Source organism: Pseudooceanicola marinus, from assembly GCF_020177265.1.
Classification (GTDB): domain Bacteria; phylum Pseudomonadota; class Alphaproteobacteria; order Rhodobacterales; family Rhodobacteraceae; genus Pseudooceanicola; species Pseudooceanicola marinus_A.
Map to the genome: position 1 here is coordinate 39,131 of NZ_JAIVMC010000004.1, position 15,396 is coordinate 54,526.

The following is a 15,396-nucleotide window of genomic DNA, read 5'->3' on the forward strand; positions in this document are numbered from 1 at the left end:
ACGCCGGCCTGCCTGAAACCACTGCGACCCCGCCCCGGCGGGGTCGTTTCGTTTCGGCCCGTCCCTCTTCCGCCAAGGCAGGACTGGCCAAGGGGCAGGCGGGGCGGCAGACTGGCCGGACCCGAGAGGACGGAGGGGCGATGAAGGCGAAGATCCGCGAGCTATACGAAGGCCACAGCGCGGCGGCGCATCGGTTCCGCTATGCCCTTCTGGCCTTCGATGCGGTGACGATCCTCTTCGTCATCGTCACCTCCTTCTTCCACCATGCGCGGGCGGTGGAGATCGCCGATGCGGTCTTCGGCGTGCTGATCCTGGCGGATTTCCTGGTGCGGGTCTGGCTGGAGCGTCGGCGCGGGCGGATGTTCCTGCGCCCGGCCACCTGGGCCGACATCGCGGCGCTGGTGTCCTTCCTGGCGCCGATCGCCGGCGAGGGGCTGGGTTTCCTGCGGATCCTGCGCACCCTGCGGCTGCTGCATGCCTATCAGACGCTGATCCGCCTGCGCCAGGATCTGCCCTTCTTCCGCGCCAACGAGGAAGTGGTGCTGGCCATCGTCAACCTGACGGTCTTCCTCTTCGTGATGACCGGGCTGATCTATGCCTCGCAATACGGGGTGAACCCGGACATCGGCAACTATGCCGATGCGCTGTACTTCACCGTGACCACGCTGACCACGACGGGCTTCGGCGACATCACCCCGATGGGCACCTGGGGGCGGATGCTGGCCGTGGGGGTGATGATCTTCGGCGTGTCGCTGTTCCTGCGCCTGTTGCAGGTGCTGTTCCGCCCCACGAAGGTGCGTCACGAGTGCGCCCAGTGCGGGCTGCTGCTGCATGACCCGGACGCGGTGCATTGCAAGCATTGCGGCGCCCTGGTCCATATCCGCACCGACGGAGAGGTCTAGGCGCGCCGGGACCCGGGCGACAGGATCTGCCGCCCGGACGCGGGATCAGCTCTCTTCGAGGAAGCTCTCGAAGCCCTCGAAGCTGGGCGGGCCCATCAGGGCGTCCTTGGTCTTGCTGTTGCCGGCGTTCTTGTGCGCATCGCGGAACTGCTCGGACTTGGTCCAGGCCTCGAAGGCCTCCTTGCTGTCCCAGACGGTGTGGGAGGAATAGAGCCGGTGATCCTCGGCCTCGGGGCCGCGCAGCATGCGGAATTCGACGAAGCCGGGCATCTCCTTCAGGCGGCTTTCGCGGGTGGCCCAGATGTCCTCGAAGGCGGCTTCGTGGCCGGGGCGCACCTTGAATCGGTTCATGGCAATGAAGGTCATGTCGTGTCTTTCGCTGATATGGGGGGAGGAGCGGGCAGGACGCGACAGGGCGCCGGGCTGGCATCAGCTGCGATATGGACCCAGGCGCGCCGCAGGGTCAAGGGCAGGGGGTGCGGCCCGCTGCCACCCGGGCGCAGGGACGGGGGAGAGGGGCCAAAACGCGCCATGTGCGGCGCAGAACGTACCAAGGGGCGAATCCCGCTTCCCTTCGCGCAGGAATCCGTGTAAGCGCGCGGAACTTGAACGCGGGTATACAGCCTTGGAGGATACCCGCCCCATTAGGAGAATGAAAATGGCTGGAGAAATTCCTGATCTCGTGGCCCAGGAACGTGCGGGGACGGGCAAGGGCGCCGCTCGCGCAGCGCGTCGCGCTGGCATGGTTCCTGGTGTCGTTTACGGTGGCGATGTTGAGCCCCTGGCAATCGAACTGCCCTTCAACGACCTGCTGACCCGCCTGAAGAAAGGCCGCTTCCTGGCGACCCTCTACAACCTGAAGGTTGAGGGCCAGGAAGACGTGCGCGTGATCTGCCGCGCCGTTCAGCGTGACGTCGTGAAGGACCTGCCGACCCACGTCGACTTCCTGCGTCTGCGTCGCACCACCCGCGTCAACCTGCACATCCCCGTCGAGTTCGTCGGCCACGAAGCGGCCCCCGGCCTGAAGCGTGGTGGCGTGCTGACCGTGGTGCGTGCCGACGTCGACCTGTCGGTCATCGCCGGTGACATCCCCGATCACATCACCGTCGACCTGACGGGCAAGCAGATCGGTGACACCATCACCATCAGCGAAGTGACCCTGCCCGAAGGCGTGAAGCCCACCATCGAGCGTGACTTCGTGATCGCCAACATCACCGCCCCCTCCGGCCTGGCCGCCCAGGACGATGCAGAGGACGAAGCGGAAACCGAAGAGGGCGGCGAGGAGTAATCCTCCCCTCCCATCGGGACCTGATGACAGACCCCCGCCCGGCGCAGTCCCGGCGGGGGTCTTGCGTTTCAGGGGGCCGCCCGCCGCGCCCGGCTGGACCCGCCCCCACCCTTCCACTAGATATTGCCGGGCAGAAGGAGGGTTCCCATGCAGCTTTTCGTCGGCCTCGGAAATCCCGGGGGCAAATACGCCGGCAACCGCCACAACATCGGTTTCATGGCGCTGGACCGGATCGCCGAAGATCACGGGTTCGGGCCATGGAAGGGCAAGTTCCAGGGCGAGATCACCGAGGGCCTGCTGGGGCGCGAGAAGGTGCTGCTGCTGAAGCCGATGACCTTCATGAACAACTCCGGCCAGTCGGTGGGCGAGGCCATGCGCTTCTACAAGCTGACGCCGGCGGATGTGACCGTCTTCCATGACGAGCTGGATTTGGCGCCGGGCAAGCTGCGGCTGAAACAGGGCGGCGGGCACGCGGGGCATAACGGCCTGCGCTCCATCCATCAGCACATCGGGGCGGAGTACCAGCGGGTGCGTATGGGCGTGGGCCATCCAGGGCACAAGGACAAGGTGGCGCCCTACGTGCTGTCGGATTTCGCCAAGGCCGATCAGGGCTGGCTGGACGACGTGCTGCGCGGCTGCGCCGATGGCGCGCCGGAGCTGGCGGCGGGCGAGGGCGGCAAGTTCCAGAATGCCGTGGCCCTGCGGGTGAACCCGCCGCGCAACAAGGACAGTGCGACCGGCAAGGCGTCCGACAAGCCGGCCCCGGCCTCCGGCAGCCAGGCCGCTGCCGCCCAGAAGGCGCAGCAGATGAAGGCCGCCGCCGATGCCAGGGACCGCCGCACGCCTCTGCAGAAGCTGAAGGACAAGTTCCGGTGACCGGCGCGGCCCCGGCCCCGTGGCAGGCGCATTTCCTGCACCAGGCCGAGGCCTGCGAGGGGCTGGGATCCGATTTCACCGCCGGGCTGCTGCGCCTGCTGTCACAGCGGATGCGCGGCGGCGCCGTGGCCCGGCGGGTGGCCCACTGGGCGCCCGACCGGCTGGGGCCCGACGCGGTGGCCCTGCGGCTGGCCGGTGGCCTGCACGCACTGGTCCTGATGGGCCGCGACCGGGCGCTGGCGGCGGTGTACCCGCCGTATCGCGTGGCGGATGAAGCGCTTTGGGAGGCTCTGGCCCCGGCGCTCATGACCCATGAGGCGCATCTGCTGCACTGGCTCGACAGCGCGCCGCAGACCAATGAGATCCGCCGCGCCGCCGGGCTGATCCTCGGCGCACAGGTCCTCGCGGCACGTTTTCCGGGCCTGCCGCTGAAACTGTCCGAACTGGGCGCTTCGGCGGGTCTGAATCTGGCCTTCGACCGCTACGCCTTGCAGGTCGGCGGTCAAAGCTGGGGCGCGCGTGATCCGGTGCTGACGCTCTCACCCGACTGGGAGGGGGCGCTGCCGCCCGAGGGCAGGTTCCAGGTGGCCGATGCCCGGGGGGTCGATCTGAATCCGCTTGATCCCGGCAAACCGGAGGACGTGCTGCGCCTGCGCAGCTACCTCTGGCCCGATCAGCCCGGGCGGCGCGCCTTGCTCGACGCGGCGCTGGCCGTGGCGGCGCCCCGCGTCGACCGGGGCGATGCGGCCGCCTGGCTGGCCGAACGGCTGGCGCCCCCGGCGGAAGGCCGGCTGCATCTGGTCTATCACACCATCGCCTGGCAGTATTTCCCCGAGGTGACCAAGGCCGCCTGCCTCGCCGCGCTGGAGGCCGCCGGCGCCCGGGCGACCGAGGCGGCGCCCCTGGCGCGCCTGTCCTTCGAGGCGGACGGCAACCGCCCCGGGGCGCTTCTGCGGCTGACAACCTGGCCCGACGGCACGGTGCAGGTGCTGGGGCGGATGGATTTCCACGGCCGCTGGTTGCACGCGGCCTGAGCGCCCCCTCGCCGCAGGCCGCTCATGCTGTTAAACTGGGTCGGAATCCGGAAAGGAGCAGCGCCATGGCCATGGACAAGGACCCCTCGATCAACGCCTTGGGCGGCGTGCTCGAACCCTGCTCGACCCATCCGATGACGGGCTTCTTCCGCAACGGCCAGTGCGACACCTGCGCCCAGGACCAGGGCAGCCACACGGTCTGCGCGGTGATGACCGCGGAATTCCTGGCCTATTCGAAATACGTCGGCAACGACCTCTCGACGCCCATCCCGCAGTTCAATTTCCCCGGCTTGCGCCCCGGCGACCGCTGGTGCCTTTGCGCCGCGCGGTTCCTGCAGGCCCATGACGAGGGCTGCGCCCCCCAGGTCCGGCTGGAGGCCACGCATATCCGCGCGCTGGAAGTCGTGCCCCTGGAGGTGCTGCAGCTCTACGACGACACCGGCGCCGGATCCGCGTCTGACCGGTAACGCCCCGCGTGGCGGCGCCCTCCGCCTCTGTCTTCTCTTTGCAGGAAATATCCCGGGGGGAAGGCTCAGCCAGCTGAGGCGGGGGCAGAGCCCCCCTCGCTCGCTTCGCCTTGGGCCCCGGCGCTCAGGCCGTCCAGCGGCCCGAGAAATCTTCCGGGATCAGCAGGTCGTCGCGGGTCATGTCGGTGATGCGGCGCTTGCCGCACAGTGCCATGGAGATGTCCATCTCCTTGGCGATCACCTGCAGCGCCTTTTCCACCCCCTCGCGGCCCATGGCGCCCAGCCCGTGGACGAAGGCGCGGCCGATGAAGGTCCCCGTGGCGCCCATCGACACGGCCTTCAGCACGTCCTGGCCTGACCGGATGCCGCTATCCAGATGCACCTCGACCTCGCCGCCTACGGCCTGCAGGATCGGGTCCAGCGCCCGGATCGAGCTGAGCGCGCCATCCTGCTGCCGTCCGCCGTGGTTCGACACCAGAATCGCGTCGCAGCCCACCTTGGCGGCCATCTTCGCATCCTCGGGGTCCAGGATCCCCTTCAGGATCACCTTGCCGCCCCACATCTCCTTGATCTGTTCGATCTTCTTCCAGTCGAGCCGCGGATCGAACTGTTCCGAGGTCCAGGACATCAGCGACGAGGGATCGGTGATCCCGTCCACGTGGCCGACGATATTGCCGAAGCCGCGCCGTTTCGTCTGCAGCATCTTCAGCCCCCAGGACCAGCGGGTCGCCAGGTCGGCCATGGATTTCGGGGTCAGCTTCGGTGGGGCCGAGAGGCCGTTCTTCAGGTCCATGTGCCGCTGGCCCAGGATCTGCAGGTCCAGCGTGATGACCAGCGCCGAACATTTCGCCGCCTTGGCCCGTTCGATCAGGCGGCGCAGGTAATCCTCGTCCTTCATCGTGTAGAGCTGGAACCAGAAGGGGGCCGAGGTGTTCTCGGCCACGTCCTCAATTGAACAGATCGACATGGTGGAGAGGGTGAAGGGCACGCCGAACTTCTCGGCCGCCTGCGCGGCCAGGATCTCGCCATCGGCGTGCTGCATCCCCGTCAGGCCGACAGGGGCCAGGGCCACGGGCATGGCGACCTTCTGACCGATCATCTCGGTCTCCAGGCTGCGGTTCGTCATGTCCACCGCGACCCGCTGTTTCAGGCGGATCTTCTGGAAGTCGGTGGTGTTCTCGCGGAAGGTCTGTTCCGTCCAGGAGCCGCTTTCGCAGTAGTCGTAGAACATCTTCGGCGTGCGCCGCTTGTGCAGGCGTTTCAGGTCGTCGATGCAGGTGATGACGGGCATGGGCAGGCTCCCCGGGATAGGTGGTCAGGTTTTCTTACCAATCCTGCCGCGACGCGGCAAGGTGACAGGGGCGCACAGGCCCGGACACCCCCGCAAGAGCGGCAGAGATTGACTTGGCCGCGCCGATGCCGCAGGCGAGAGCCGGACCAAAGATGGGGAGAGGCGCGTGAGCTTTCTGAAACGTATCGGGATCGACACCTACATGATCCTGCTGTTCGTCATGGTGCTGGCCGGCGCCCTGCTGCCCGCGCGCGGGATCGCCGCCGAAGGGCTGGGCATCGCCAGCTACTGGGCGGTCACGCTGCTGTTCTTCCTCTACGGGGCGAAGCTGGACCCGGGGTCGGTCCGGGCGGGGTTCCTGAACTGGCGGCTGCAGGGGCTGACCTTCGCTGCCACCTACCTGCTGTTCCCGGCGCTCGGGCTGCTGATGGCCGCGCTTTTCGGCGGGGTTCTGGGGCCGCAGATGACGACCGGGCTGCTGTTCCTGTCGATCCTGCCCTCCACGGTGCAAAGCTCCATCGCCTTCACCTCCATCGCCGGGGGCAACGTGCCCGCCGCCATCTGTGCCGCCTCGGTGTCGAACATGGTGGGGGTCGTGCTGACGCCCCTGCTGGCGGCGCTGGTGCTGCACCAGGAGGGCGGCGGCGTGTCGCTGGACGCGGTGATCCGCATTGGCGAACAGATCGTCCTGCCCTTCGTCATCGGCCAGTTGCTGCGCCGCTGGATCGGCGGTTTCGTCGCGCGTCACAAATTCCTGACGATGCTGGTGGACCGGGGCGCGATCCTGTTGATCGTCTATTCCGCCTTCAGCGCGGGCACCGTGGCGGGGCTGTGGACGCAGATCCCGGCGCTCAGCCTGGTGATCCTGCTGGCGGTGGTCTGGCTTTTCCTCGCGCTGGCCTTCGGGCTGATGGCGGGGATGGGCCGGCGCTTCGGCCTGCCGGGGGAGGACCGGATCGTGCTGCTGTTCTGCGGCTCGACCAAGAGCCTGGCCAGCGGGCTGCCCATTGCCTCGGCCCTGTTCCCGGCGGCGGCCGTGGGCGCCATTGTCCTGCCGACGATGCTGTTCCACCTGTCGCAGCTGCTGCTGAGCTCCATCCTGGCGCAACGCTGGGCGCGCTCCCCGCTGCGTGACTGAGGCGCATTCGGCGCGCGCCCGGCGGGGGGCGCGCCCCGTTGGCGGGCCGAGATTGGGCCGGAATCACTCGAAAAACCTGCATTTTCACCTGATTAGGGGGTGCCTTCGGGGCCACTGCGGCGCTGACCGGGCGCCCGGGCCGTGCTAGGCTGCGGCCGAACAGGTGTCAGATACGAGGGGTCGAATGATGGGCAGAATTGCGGCGTTTCTACTGGGTGTCTCTCTTGCGCTTTTCGGCACGGGCGCGGCGCGGGCCCAACTGGGGGTGGAGATCATGGTGCCCCAGGGGGTCGACATCCGTTTTGATCCCTCCGCCGTCACGCAGCGCGACTATGGCGCCGCGGTGATCGGTTCGGTGCGGGCCCTGTCGGGTCACAGCATCCTGCCGCCGGAGGTCACGGGCCACGGTCTGACCTCGGGCGAGGTCGATCCCTATCGGCGCACGGCCGTCCTGCGGGCACAGCGCGACAGTACGCCGGGGCCGCTCGGCGCGGGCTACCCGGGGTCCCTGACCGCCGAGGCGCGCGCGGTGGTCGATGATTATCGCCTGCAGAGCAACCCGCTGACCTCCCTGTCGGGCAACGTGGCGGAGCTGGGCGGGAACGAACCCTTGCTGAACCTCTCGCCGGCGGAGCTGCTGCGTTACGAGGAGCTGTCACGGGGCGTATCCACGCTGACCTTCGACCAGCTGGCCGAGATGCAGGAGCTCTATCGGCGCGGCATGGGCAATCCCGACCCGGGCACGCCCGGCGTGCCGTCGCAGGTGCCGGGCACCCTGCCGCAGGGGCCGCTGGTCTTGGGCGGCATGGATGCCTGTTCCAAGGTCGTCGACAACAGCTTGCTGTGCCGGCACCTGAATCCCGAAGGCCCGTCGTACCAGCAGTATTGCACCTGCAACTAGACGCGCCTCGGATGTCATGAAAAAGGCCGCCCCTGGGGCGGCCTTCGGTCTGTCCGGCAATGAGGCCACCGACGCTCAGGCGCTGTGGGCGCCGTCTGCCAGGCCCTTGATGAAGGCCAGCACATCCTCGACCGGCTTGCCGGAGGCGATCTCGTTCACGATGGCGGAGCCCACGACGCAGCCATCGGCCACGCCCGCGATGTTCTTCGCGGTTTCCGGGGATTTCACGCCGAAGCCCACGATGATCGGCAGGTCGGTGCCCGCCTTGATCCGCTGCACTTCCGGCGCGACCATCTCGGCGGAGGCCTCGGCCGAGCCGGTGATCCCGGTGATCGACACGTAGTAGACGAAGCCCGAGGTATTGGTCAGCACCTTCGGCAGACGTTTGTCGTCGGTGGTGGGCGTCGCCAGGCGGATGAAGTTCAGCCCCTTGGCCTGGGCCGGCAGGCAAAGCTCGTCATCTTCCTCGGGCGGCAGGTCGACGATGATCAGCCCGTCGATGCCGGCGGCCTTGGCCTCGTCCAGGAAGGTGTCCACGCCACGCGAGTAGATCGGGTTGTAGTAGCCCATCAGGACGATCGGGGTGGTGTCGTCCTCCTCGCGGAAGGCCTTGGCCATCGCCAAGGTCTTGTCCAGGGTCATCCCCGCTTCCAGCGCGCGCTGACCGGCCAGCTGGATCGTCGGGCCGTCGGCCATGGGATCGGTGAAGGGCAGGCCCAGTTCGATCACGTCGACCCCTGCGGCGGGCATCCCCTTCATCACCGCGAGCGAGCGTGCCTCGTCCGGGTCGCCGGCCATGATGTAGGCGACGAAGCCCTTCTTCCCCTGCGCCTTCAGATCGGCGAATTTCGCGTCGATACGGCTCATTCCGGCCCCCTTGTTTCGTCCCGTCGGGTTTGGCGGAAAACCTTTGCTCTGGCAAGGGTGGTAGCTGGGGAGTCCCTGCCCCGATGAGGTGTCAGAGACCGGACAGGGGCGGGATGGTGATTTCCGTGCCCGGGGGCAGGGCGCGGGCCAGGGCGTGCAGGTGGTCGCGTCGCAGGGCCAGGCAGCCTTCGGTCGGAAAGCGCGGACGGCGCCACTGGTGCAGAAAGATGGCCGAGCCCCGGCCCGGCGTCGCTTCGGGCCAGTTCCAGTCCAGCACGAAGATCAGGTCGTAAAGCGGATCGGCACGGCGCAGCCGTTCGTGGCTGGCGGCGAAGGGCGCGCGGACGTGGTGGTTGTAGTCGGGGTGGTCGGGCGCGTCGCACCACAGGTCGCCCGGTCCGATGGCTCGGGCCCAGGGGGCCGGGCGGGCCAGGCGGTCGGCGCGATACCACAGCTCGCCCACGCGCAGTGTGTCGATCGGGGTGGCGCCGTCGCCTTCGTGCTTTGCGTCGCTCAGCCCGCCGCGGCCGATGGCGCAGGGGAAGGTGCAGTTGCCGATCCGCAGGCCCTGCGGGGTGAGGCGCGCGCGAAGGTTCACAGAAGGTGCCCCGATTTCGAGGCCTTGGTGGCCAGGTAGCCGCGGTTGTGGGCGTTTTCGCCGACCTTCAGGGCCACGCGGTCGACCACCTCGATGCCGTTCTTTTCCATCATCGCGATCTTGCGCGGGTTGTTCGTCAGCAGCCGGACGGAGGAGAAGCCCAGCCGGTCAAGCAGTTCCGCCCCCAGGCGGAAGTCCCGCTCGTCATCCTCGAAGCCCAGCCGGTGGTTGGCCTCCACCGTGTCAAAGCCCTGATCCTGCAGCGAATAGGCGCGCATCTTGTTGGCAAGGCCGATGCCGCGTCCCTCCTGGTTGAGGTAGAGCAGCACGCCCGCGCCTTCCTGGCCCATCTGGGCCAGGGCCGCGTGCAGCTGCGGGCCGCAGTCGCATTTCAGCGATCCCAGGACGTCGCCGGTGAAACAGGCCGAATGCAGCCGCGCCAGCACGGGGGTGTCGCGGGCAGGGCGGCCGATTTCCACTGCGTAGTGTTCCTCGCCGCCGTCTTCTGGGCGGAAGATGTGCAGGCGCCCGGCCTCCGAAACCTCGATCGGCAGCCGGGCGGAGACCACCGGGCGCATCGGGCTGAACCGGTCGAGGTGCAGCGCCGCGTCATCGGCCGCCAGCAGGGTCAGGTTCCAGTTGCGGGCGAAGGCCTCGGGCGCGTCCAGCGGCAGCAGCAGGGCGGCGGGCAGCAGGCGCGCGGTCTTCGCCAGCTTCAGCGCGATGCGGTGCAGCGCCGCCTCGCCGTCGCGGCGCGCCATCAGCGGGCCCTTCATCGGGTGGCGCAGGTCATCCGCCGGATCGGCCAGCGCCCGGACCCAGCTGGTTTCGGCGCCCTTCGGCAGGGGCAGGCGGGCCAGGTCGCCGTCATAGGGGCGGGCCTTCAGCGTCTCGGCGCGGCGGGCGGTCAGGGCCAGGTCGGCGGTGCCGGGCAGGCCCTGCACCTCGGCCAGTCGGGCCGGTGTCAGGGTTTCCGCCGCCAGCACCAGCGCCCCGCCGCCATGGGCCGCCAGCACCACCGGCACGCCCAGGCGCAGGTCGGTGCGTGCGCGGGCCAGGCATTCGGTGATGTCGGGGGCGAGACTCATCGGGCGCTTCCTTGAAACTGGCGGTTGTCATAGCCTGACTTGACGGGCTTTGAAACAATCCCCGCGTGGGGGACACGGATGCGTGAGATATTTGCAGCAAATCTTGTCACCCTTGCTACCCCCGTCCATCTGCCTGACAGGACAGATGAAATTGCAGCGGAGGCGCGCGCCATGGCACAACTGAAGAAGATCCTGCTGGTCGACGATGATGATGACCTGCGCGAGGCGCTGAGCGAACAGCTGGTGATGACCGAGGATTTCGACGTCTTCGAGGCCGGGTCGGGCGCCGAGGCGATGCAGAAGGTCAAGGAAGGCCTGTTCGAGCTGATCATCCTCGACGTGGGCCTGCCCGACACCGACGGGCGAGAGCTGTGCCGGCTGATGCGCAAGCAGGGCGTGAAGAGCCCGGTGCTGATGCTTACGGGGCATGACAGCGACGCCGACACGATCCTGGGCCTGGATTCCGGCGCCAATGACTACGTCACCAAGCCCTTCAAGTTCCCGGTCCTGCTGGCCCGCATCCGGGCGCAGCTGCGCCAGCATGAGCAGAGCGAGGACGCGGTGTTCCAGCTGGGCCCGTATTCCTTCCGCCCGGCGATGAAGCTGCTGGTGACCGAGGAGGACAAGAAGATCCGCCTGACCGAGAAGGAAACCAATATCCTGAAGTTCCTCTACCGCTCGACCGAGAGCGTGGTGCCGCGCGATGTGCTGCTGCATGAGGTCTGGGGCTACAACGCCGGGGTTACAACCCACACGCTGGAGACGCATATCTATCGCCTGCGCCAGAAAATTGAGCCCGATCCCTCAAATGCCCGCCTTCTGGTGACCGAAAGCGGCGGATATCGGCTTGTGGCGTGATATCGCTTCGAATGTAAGGGATTCCGGACTTTCTTCTTTAGGTTGTGCCGCGTAACAAGAGAAAGGCTCCCGGGAACCAACCCGCACATATCCGGGTTAGATATGTACCTCCCTGTTGGACTGGCCCGGGCTTTGCCCGGGCTTTTTCTTGCCCGGCCCCCGCGCAGACCGTCTCGCACCGCTCTTGATGCCTGGGCGCAGGGCCGTGATATCTCGTGGATCCGCGGGGTGGGGATCAGCAAACCGGTGCCCTCGCCTGGTGGTCCGACCGGATAGGCGCAGGGCGATGCCCGGGCTAGGTTGGCGCGTCAGAAAATCGGGGGGCGCGTCAGAATTCGCTCCATTCGTCGCTGGCCGCGGGAGGCGGGGCGTTGACCACCTTCTTCTGCGCCATGGGGGCGCGGGGAGCGCTGTCCATTGGCGTAAAGATTCCCATGCTCTCGTCGCCCGTTGCATGGTCTTCGCCGGTCTGGAACCGCAGCATCAGGGTCGACAGGGCCTCCGCCTCGCGGTTCAGGGCCGAGGAGGCGGCGTTGGTTTCCTCGAACATGGCGGCGTTCTGTTGCGTGACCTGGTCCAACTCCTTCATGGTCTGATCGATCAGCGCGATTGAGCCGGACTGTTCATTTGCGGAGGAGGCGATTTGCGCCACCAGTTCGGCCACGTCCGAGACCGCCTCGGCGATGCTGCGCAGTGCCTCGCCGGTTTCGTTCACAAGGTCGACGCCGTTCTGCACCTGCTCCGAGGATCTGGCGATCAGCTGCGAGATTTCGCGGGCGGAGGTGGAGGAGCGCGCGGCGAGAGCCCGCACCTCGGTTGCCACGACAGAGAACCCGCGCCCGGCCTCGCCCGCGCGGGCGGCCTCGACCCCGGCGTTCAGGGCCAGCAGGTTGGTCTGGAAAGCGATGTCCTCGATCACCTGGATGATCTTGTGGATCTCCGACGAAGAGGTTTCGATGGCGGCCATGGCGTTGACCGTGCGTTGCACCACCGTGTCCGAAGCCGCCGAGCGCGAGCGCGCTTCCTCCGCCACGCCGGAGGCGCTGCGCGCGGCCTCAGCGGTGGAGCGGACGTTTTGGTTGATCTCCTGGATGGCGTTGGCGGTTTCCTGCAGGGAGTGGGCCTGGCGTTCCGTCCGGTGGGCCAGAGAATCCGAGGCATTGGCGATGGAATCCGCATCCTCGGACACCGATCGGGCGTTGCGGATCACTTGCTGCACGGTGCCCCGCAGTTCCGCGATGGCGTCGTTGAAGTTCTGGCGCAGGCTGTCGTGGGCCGGATCGAAGGCCGTCTGGATGGAAACCGACAGGTCGCGCCGCGCCAGGCGGGTCAGGGCATCGCCCAGCTGTTGCACCACCTGTTCCTGCACGCGCACCGCGTCGCGCTGCATCTTCTGTTCGCGCTCGGCGGCGCGGGCGCTGGCCTCCGTCGCCTCGGCCACATGGGCGTCCAGCCGATGGCGTTCGCGGATCGACAGGTAGAGCACGGCCGCCTCCAGCGCGACGATGGTGCCGTGCAACCCGGTGCGGGCGAGGTTTTCCACCAGGTCGACGGAGGGGTAGATCAGCGCCGGCATCGCCACCGTCAGGACGACGTGCTGCACCGCGATGGCCGCGGCGGAGGTCAGGATGACCCGCGCATCCGACAGCGACATCGTCACCGCCAGCAGCGCGAAATAGAGCATGTGGCTGTCCATCTGCCAGGGATGGCCGGTCAGCGATGCGGAGAACGCCATGGCCTGGCCGGTCAGGCCCAGCCCGATCAGCACCCGCCCGTGCCGCCCGCCGGTCATCGTGCCGAAGATGGCGACGGCGGCCATGAGCACGGCGAAGACGCCCACCGGGAACCAGGCGTTGCCCACCACAAGCGCCGCCCCCGGCGCCAGCGGCACCAGCGCGACGGTCAGTTGCGCCAGGCGCGTCATGGCCCGAACCTGGGCCTCCTTGAACTCTGTGTTCTTGGGTGTCATCCGCTGTCTCCGCAGAGGGACGCAAGGGCGCCCCCGTCAAGGACGAGGAACGGTCCCGCCGCACGCAGGCTGGCCCCGAAGCCGGGGCTGTCGGCCTGGACCAGCGTGCCCAGCAGGCTGACCGTCGTCCCCAGACCCCGGGCACCCGCGCGGGCGATCGCCCTGTCGCGGTCCACCCAGGGGGGCGAAACGACCAGCACCAGCCCGTTGTCCGCCGGTGGCAGCGACATCAGCGCAACCGCCGGGCCGCCGAGGGCCAGCATCAGGACTGTCAGGGTGATCTGCATGACCTGCACGGGGCATGTCCTCCTTACCGGTTCAGCCGATAAGGGGATTCCCCTTGCTGCCGCGTTAACGCCTGCGGTCTTTGCCCGCTACATCGGGGCGATCTGCACCGCGCCCAGATCCAGGGCGCGGCCGCCGTCGCTGCGATAGACGCGCAGGCCCAGAGGCGTCTCGTGGAAGGTGAAGCAGCCCGCCGCATGTGTCGTCCAGCAAAGCTGCCCGCCCGTGTGCAACTGCCACTGCCCGTGCAGAGCGGTTTCCGTGCCGTTCAGGGTCGTGGCTCCCACCAGCGTGCCGTCGGGGCGGAAGAGCATCCGGCTGGTCCCCGCGCCATTCGACCAACTCAGCGTGCGCCCGATCAGCCGCTCTTGTACCTGGGCCGCGGTCAGCGTGTAATTCGCCGGTTCTTCAGGGGGTTGCGGGTGGTAGGGGCGCGGTGTGGCCTCTGGCATGGCGGTGCCGCGGGTCAGCGGATCGGGGCAGAGCGTGCCAAGCTGGGAGATCGCCTTGTTCGAGCCCGCAAGACCGAGGTGATGTGTGACCGCCCCGGCCCCTTCGCCAAGGGTCAGCCGGGCGCGCAGCCCCTTGGCCAGCCGGGTCAGCAGCAGGCCATGAGCCTTGCGGTCGAAGGACCCGGCGTAGACTTGCATCCCGGTGCCCTCGTCGCGCCGGTGCAGGGCGATCTCCTGCGCCGGACCGTGATCCACCGCCAGCGTCATGGGCAGCACCCCCTGGCCCAGGGCCGTGCCTTCGTAGCGGATGATCCATTCCATCGCGGCGCCGGGCTGTGCGCAGGTCAGGAAGAGGCAGAAGAAGGGATCCCTGCCCCCCGCCTCGGGCTGACAGGTGCTGACGCCGGCGCCGTCGTGATCGTTGAAGGCGATCCAGTCGGTGGCCCGCGCGGCTCCGGGCAGGGCCAGGAACATCGCGAGAACAAAAAGGGCGGCCTTCATGGTCGGATCGCTTTCATTGGCTGGCGTCAGATGCTAGCGAAAGGCTACGCGTCCCCCCTTGAACGAGGCAAGTGAAAGAAGATGTCATTTACCCTGGCCACCTGGAACATCAATTCCGTCCGCCTGCGCGAACCGCTGGTCTGCCAGCTGCTGGAGGCTGAGGGGCCCGACGTGCTCTGCCTGCAGGAATGCAAATCCCCCGTCGACAAGATCCCGATGGAGCGGTTCCGCGAGCTGGGCTACCAGCACATCGTGGCGCGCGGGCAGAAGGGCTACAACGGCGTGGCCATCCTGTCGAAACTGCCGCTGGAGGATGCGGGCGACCGGGATTTCGCGCAGCTGGGCCATGCCCGCCATGTGGCGGCGCGGCTGGAAAACGGCGTGACCATCCACAACTTCTACGTCCCCGCCGGCGGCGACAAGCCGGACCGCGAGATCAACGAGAAGTTCGGCCAGAAGCTCGACTATCTCACCGAGATGCGGGACTGGTTCCACAGCGAACGCCCCGAGAAGGCGATCCTGGTGGGCGATCTGAACATTGCGCCGCGCGAGGATGACGTCTGGGATCACAAGAAGCTGCTGAAGATCGTCAGCCACACGCCGGTCGAGGTCGAGCATCTGGGCGCGGCGCAGGAGGCCGGGGCCTGGGTGGACGTGACGCGCGCCGACATCCCGGAGGGCAACCTCTACTCCTGGTGGTCCTACCGCAGCCCCGACTGGAATGCCGCCGACAAGGGCCGGCGCCTGGATCACGTCTGGGCCACGCCGGACATCTCGAACGCGGCCCATGGCTCGCGCATTCTGCGCGAGGCCCGCGGCTGGGAAAAACCTTCGGACCACGTACCGGTCTTCGCCACCTTCGATCTGTGATCACGGGCAGG

At 67.9% G+C, this 15,396-nt stretch carries 17 protein-coding genes; 9 read left to right on the top strand and 8 right to left on the bottom strand.

Annotated features, from left to right (window positions below):
- The first annotated feature begins 140 nt into the window (after window positions 1–140).
- Window positions 141–902, top strand: coding sequence for a potassium channel family protein (locus LC066_RS07240; protein ID WP_224897595.1), 762 nt, complete (start codon window positions 141–143; stop codon window positions 900–902).
- 45 nt (window positions 903–947) lie between these two features.
- Here the strand turns inward: LC066_RS07240 and LC066_RS07245 are convergent, their stop codons facing one another.
- Window positions 948–1,268, bottom strand: coding sequence for an antibiotic biosynthesis monooxygenase family protein (locus LC066_RS07245; RefSeq protein WP_222477205.1), 321 nt, complete (start codon window positions 1,266–1,268; stop codon window positions 948–950).
- Window positions 1,269–1,560: 292 nt separating this feature from the next.
- Here LC066_RS07245 and LC066_RS07250 point away from each other — a divergent pair, with 292 nt between their 5' ends.
- The 4 genes from LC066_RS07250 to LC066_RS07265 all read left to right on the top strand — a co-directional run bounded on the left by LC066_RS07250 (window position 1,561) and on the right by LC066_RS07265 (window position 4,567).
- Complete coding sequence (locus tag LC066_RS07250; RefSeq protein ID WP_085889296.1) at window positions 1,561–2,190, top strand: 50S ribosomal protein L25/general stress protein Ctc; 630 nt, start codon at window positions 1,561–1,563, stop codon at window positions 2,188–2,190.
- A gap of 147 nt (window positions 2,191–2,337) precedes the next feature.
- Entirely contained in the window at window positions 2,338–3,066 is a 729-nt protein-coding gene (gene pth, locus LC066_RS07255; protein ID WP_224897597.1) for an aminoacyl-tRNA hydrolase, read from the top strand.
- Window positions 3,063–4,100 carry a DUF2332 domain-containing protein gene (locus LC066_RS07260; RefSeq protein ID WP_224897599.1) on the top strand — a complete coding sequence of 346 codons (1,038 nt, stop codon included), beginning with the start codon at window positions 3,063–3,065 and terminating at the stop codon, window positions 4,098–4,100. Before pth ends, LC066_RS07260 begins: the two co-directional genes overlap by 4 nt.
- 71 nt (window positions 4,101–4,171) lie before the next feature.
- Window positions 4,172–4,567, top strand: a complete 396-nt coding sequence (locus tag LC066_RS07265; protein WP_085889295.1) for a DUF2237 family protein — start codon at window positions 4,172–4,174, stop codon at window positions 4,565–4,567.
- 124 nt (window positions 4,568–4,691) lie between these two features.
- Here LC066_RS07265 and LC066_RS07270 read toward each other — a convergent pair whose 3' ends face one another.
- Window positions 4,692–5,858 (bottom strand): alpha-hydroxy acid oxidase, encoded by a 1,167-nt coding sequence (locus LC066_RS07270; protein WP_224897601.1) that lies wholly within the window; start codon window positions 5,856–5,858, stop codon window positions 4,692–4,694.
- A gap of 166 nt (window positions 5,859–6,024) precedes the next feature.
- Here LC066_RS07270 and LC066_RS07275 point away from each other — a divergent pair, with 166 nt between their 5' ends.
- On the top strand, window positions 6,025–6,996 hold the full coding sequence (locus LC066_RS07275) for a bile acid:sodium symporter family protein (RefSeq protein ID WP_224897603.1): 972 nt from the start codon (window positions 6,025–6,027) through the stop codon (window positions 6,994–6,996).
- Window positions 6,997–7,180: 184 nt separating this feature from the next.
- Window positions 7,181–7,897 carry a hypothetical protein gene (locus LC066_RS07280; protein ID WP_224897605.1) on the top strand — a complete coding sequence of 239 codons (717 nt, stop codon included), beginning with the start codon at window positions 7,181–7,183 and terminating at the stop codon, window positions 7,895–7,897.
- Window positions 7,898–7,972: 75 nt separating this feature from the next.
- Here the strand turns inward: LC066_RS07280 and trpA are convergent, their stop codons facing one another.
- The 3 genes from trpA to ribA all read right to left on the bottom strand — a co-directional run bounded on the left by trpA (window position 7,973) and on the right by ribA (window position 10,450).
- On the bottom strand, window positions 7,973–8,764 hold the full coding sequence (trpA, locus tag LC066_RS07285) for a tryptophan synthase subunit alpha (protein WP_222477211.1): 792 nt from the start codon (window positions 8,762–8,764) through the stop codon (window positions 7,973–7,975).
- Window positions 8,765–8,855: 91 nt separating this feature from the next.
- The gene (locus tag LC066_RS07290) at window positions 8,856–9,362 is read right to left on the bottom strand and encodes a L,D-transpeptidase family protein (RefSeq protein WP_224897607.1); all 507 of its coding nucleotides are present in this window, start codon (window positions 9,360–9,362) and stop codon (window positions 8,856–8,858) included.
- Window positions 9,359–10,450 carry a GTP cyclohydrolase II gene (gene ribA, locus LC066_RS07295; RefSeq protein WP_224897609.1) on the bottom strand — a complete coding sequence of 364 codons (1,092 nt, stop codon included), beginning with the start codon at window positions 10,448–10,450 and terminating at the stop codon, window positions 9,359–9,361. The genes LC066_RS07290 and ribA overlap by 4 nt, the downstream gene beginning before the upstream one ends.
- Window positions 10,451–10,621: 171 nt before the next feature.
- Between ribA and LC066_RS07300 the strand changes: the two genes are divergently transcribed.
- Window positions 10,622–11,308: a response regulator transcription factor gene (locus LC066_RS07300; protein ID WP_222477214.1), complete on the top strand. Its 687-nt coding sequence runs from the start codon at window positions 10,622–10,624 to the stop codon at window positions 11,306–11,308.
- Between the two features lie 328 nt (window positions 11,309–11,636).
- Here the strand turns inward: LC066_RS07300 and LC066_RS07305 are convergent, their stop codons facing one another.
- The 3 genes from LC066_RS07305 to LC066_RS07315 all read right to left on the bottom strand — a co-directional run bounded on the left by LC066_RS07305 (window position 11,637) and on the right by LC066_RS07315 (window position 14,515).
- Window positions 11,637–13,277 carry a methyl-accepting chemotaxis protein gene (locus LC066_RS07305; RefSeq protein WP_224897611.1) on the bottom strand — a complete coding sequence of 547 codons (1,641 nt, stop codon included), beginning with the start codon at window positions 13,275–13,277 and terminating at the stop codon, window positions 11,637–11,639.
- A complete protein-coding gene (locus tag LC066_RS07310; protein WP_222477216.1) occupies window positions 13,274–13,573 on the bottom strand; it encodes a hypothetical protein in 300 nt (99 codons plus the stop codon). The genes LC066_RS07305 and LC066_RS07310 overlap by 4 nt, the downstream gene beginning before the upstream one ends.
- 78 nt (window positions 13,574–13,651) lie before the next feature.
- Entirely contained in the window at window positions 13,652–14,515 is an 864-nt protein-coding gene (locus LC066_RS07315; protein WP_224897613.1) for a DUF995 domain-containing protein, read from the bottom strand.
- An 81-nt stretch (window positions 14,516–14,596) separates the two neighbouring features.
- Here LC066_RS07315 and LC066_RS07320 point away from each other — a divergent pair, with 81 nt between their 5' ends.
- Window positions 14,597–15,385 (top strand): exodeoxyribonuclease III, encoded by a 789-nt coding sequence (locus LC066_RS07320; protein ID WP_222477219.1) that lies wholly within the window; start codon window positions 14,597–14,599, stop codon window positions 15,383–15,385.
- The last annotated feature ends 11 nt before the right edge of the window (window positions 15,386–15,396 follow it).